At 68.6% G+C, this 2,733-nt stretch carries 3 protein-coding genes; 1 reads left to right on the forward strand and 2 read right to left on the reverse strand.

Going from position 1 to position 2,733, the window contains the following annotated elements:
- The coding region (locus tag AB0I21_RS57330) for a hypothetical protein (RefSeq protein ID WP_360574482.1) at positions 1–180 on the forward strand (180 nt) is incomplete at its 5' end.
- A 112-nt stretch (positions 181–292) separates the two neighbouring features.
- Here AB0I21_RS57330 and AB0I21_RS57335 read toward each other — a convergent pair.
- Both AB0I21_RS57335 and AB0I21_RS57340 read right to left on the reverse strand, forming a co-directional pair.
- Complete coding sequence (locus AB0I21_RS57335) at positions 293–1,690, reverse strand: glycoside hydrolase family 43 protein (RefSeq protein WP_360574484.1); 1,398 nt, start codon at positions 1,688–1,690, stop codon at positions 293–295.
- 3 nt (positions 1,691–1,693) lie between these two features.
- Positions 1,694–2,733 (reverse strand): glycoside hydrolase family 43 protein (locus AB0I21_RS57340; protein ID WP_360574486.1); only part of this gene is annotated, 1,040 nt, incomplete at its 5' end.

A 2,733-nucleotide genomic window follows, 5' to 3' on the forward strand; every position in this document is an offset into this window, starting at 1 on the left:
ATCGCCTTACCACTGTTGCGGTTCACGAAGACATACGACGCCGCCGTGTCCACCGTCGCCGCCAACGCCGACGGCAACGCCGACACCACCACCGCACCGGTCATCGCCAGACCCACCACACTCAGGACCGACCACAACCGCCGCCGACCACGCCACCGCGACCGCGAGGGCGGTCGTTGACCTTGTACTGCCATGTCTCGTTCCTCCGTCTTCAGGGCACGGCGTCAGGGCGGGATCGGTCCGGGTGGCCGAGACCGGCGCCGTGCGGTTCGTCATGTCGGGCAGGTGGTACTCAGTACCCGATCTGGAAGGTCGCGTCGGCACGCGCGGCTTCGCTCGAGGAGGCGCTGATCGGGTCGATGCGCAGCTGGTAGTTGGTGTGGCGGATGTACCGGTCGGGGAAGTTGTGCGAGCGCAGTGACGTCCACCCGGCATCGGCGAGGCCGGTGGTGCGGTAGAACGTCGCGTCGGCGGCGAAGGTCGCGGAGCCGTCGTTGGCGGCCAGGGTGAGGACGTAGTTCGTGTGGCGCAGGTACCGGCCCGGCATGTTGACGGACTCGAACGACAGGCCGGATGTGTTGGCCAGCCCGGGCCGCAGCCGCCATTGGGCGTCGGCGTACGGGTCGAACGGGTAGGGGTCGATGCGGGCGGTGGTGCCGGCGTGCCGGATCAGGTGGTCCGGGAAGTTGTAGGACTTGATCCGGTTCCAGGCCGGCGCCCCCCATCGGGCCAGGAGCGCGGTGTGCTCGGCCGCGGTGATCGGTGTGATGGTGGGGTGTTTGGCGTTGAGCGGCTGGGTGTAGCGGTCCTTGCCCAGCGGTGTCCAGCCGTTGCCGGCGATGTCGCCGCTGCGCCAGACGTAGAGTTCGCCGTTCACCGGGGCGAACGAGTCGCCCCACAGGAACCATTCGTTGCGGTCGTTGGCCTTCACGACGATGGGTGCCTCGATGCCGCCGTTGACGACGCCGCTGGTGTATGTGCCGCGGTCGAAGCTGCGCGGCGCGAGGCTGGTCGAGCGGGCGCCGTAGAGCCGGCCGTCGGCGAAGCTCTTGTAGTACAGGTAGTTCATGCCGGAGCCGACGTGCACGGTGGCGTCGAGCACGTTGAAGCCAGGATCGAAGTACACCTGGGCGGCGCTGACGGTGCGGAAGTCGTTCGTGTAGTTGACGTAGAACGCGTCCCGGCCGCCGCTGTTGGCGGAGTAGACGATGCCGTACTGGCCTCGCGAGGCGTCCCAGAACGCTTCGGGTGCCCAGGTGTGCGTCGGCATGGTGTGCATCCGGACGCGGCGGTAGCCGGTGAAGCTGCGCAGATCGGGCGAGTCCCAGATGTGGATGTACTGGTTCGGCTGACTGAAGTCGGTGCCGCGCAGGTCCGTGGCGAGGACGACGAACGTGTTGTCCTGCTTGCGCATGATGAACGGGTCGCGCAGCCCGCCGGTGCCGGCGGTCGGGGTGACCACGGCGGCGTTCTGGTTGAGCGGCGTCCAGTTCAGGCCGTCGATGCTCACGGCCAGGTGCAGGCCGTAGTCGTCGGCGATCCGGTTCGGTGACTCGGTGAAGTAGCCCATCACGTAGCCGCCGTATGTCGGGGCCGCCCAGGCCGGTGCGCCCGATGTGAGCAGGGCGCCGGTTCCCGCCACGGCGGCGGCGGAGATGCCGGACTTCAGCAGGGTGCGTCGAGTAGTCATGGGTCACTCCCCCGCTGGTGCGGTCAGGGTGACGCCGAGCCGCGCCGGGATGCCGAAGTTCGGGGTGCCGTCGGCGTTCCAGGTGAACTTCTGCGCACGGGTGGACCGGTTCATGTCGCAGCCGCCGGACGCGGAGTCGTTCGCGTGGTAGACGATCCAGTCCTCGGTGCCGTCCGGTGACTTGAAGAACCCGTTGTGGCCCGGGGCGTACACGCCGTTGGCGTCGTTGCGCTGGAAGACGGGGTTCGGTGCCTTGGTCCAGTGGCCGGGGTTGAGCGGGTCGCTGCCGGTGAAGGTGAGCAGGCCGAGCTTGTAGTCCGGCCCCCAGCAGGCGCTGGCCGAGTACACGATCATCGTGCGGCCGTTGTGGTACAGCGGCTCCGGACCTTCGGCGACGGCACCGGTCTGCCGTTCCCAGGACAGTGTCGGCGAGGTGAGCCGCACCCGGCTGCCGGACAGCGTCCACGGGTTGCTCATCGGCGTGATCGACAGGCTCTGGCCGTTGCTGCCACCGTTGTAGGTGCCCAGCAGGTAGAGGCGGTTGTTCACCGTCAGCACGCTGGCGTCCAGCTGCCAGTCGCCGCCCAGGTCGGCCTTGAACGTGTATGGGCCCATCGGGTCGGTCCCGGCGCTCTCCAGCACGTGCAGCCGCTGCGTCGGGTTGTAGTCCGCGACGTTCTGCCCGGCGGTGTAGTAGAGGTACCAGCGCGGCCCGTTCGGGCCGCTGATCAGGTGGAACTCCGGCGCCCACATGTTGCAGCACCCGTTGGGCCGCCCGGCCAGGTTGAACACCACCTGGTCCGCGGCCGTGGCCAGCCCCGCCAGGGTGGTGGAGCGGCGCATCGTGATGGTGGAGTTCCACGTCGTCGTGGCCAGGTAGTACGAGCCGTTGTACTGCTGCAGCCAGGGGTCCGGGCCGTTGCGTTTGATCGGGTTGGTGAACGTGCGGGTCGTGCCGCCGGGGGTGGTGGGGGTGGTGCCGCCGAGGCGGACCAGCTGCCACTGCTGGTTGGTGCCGTCCACGTCCTGGTAGGCGGCCAGAT

Origin of the sequence: Dactylosporangium sp. NPDC050588, assembly GCF_040654975.1 — a bacterium.
In the GTDB taxonomy this organism is placed as follows: domain Bacteria; phylum Actinomycetota; class Actinomycetes; order Mycobacteriales; family Micromonosporaceae; genus Dactylosporangium; species Dactylosporangium maewongense.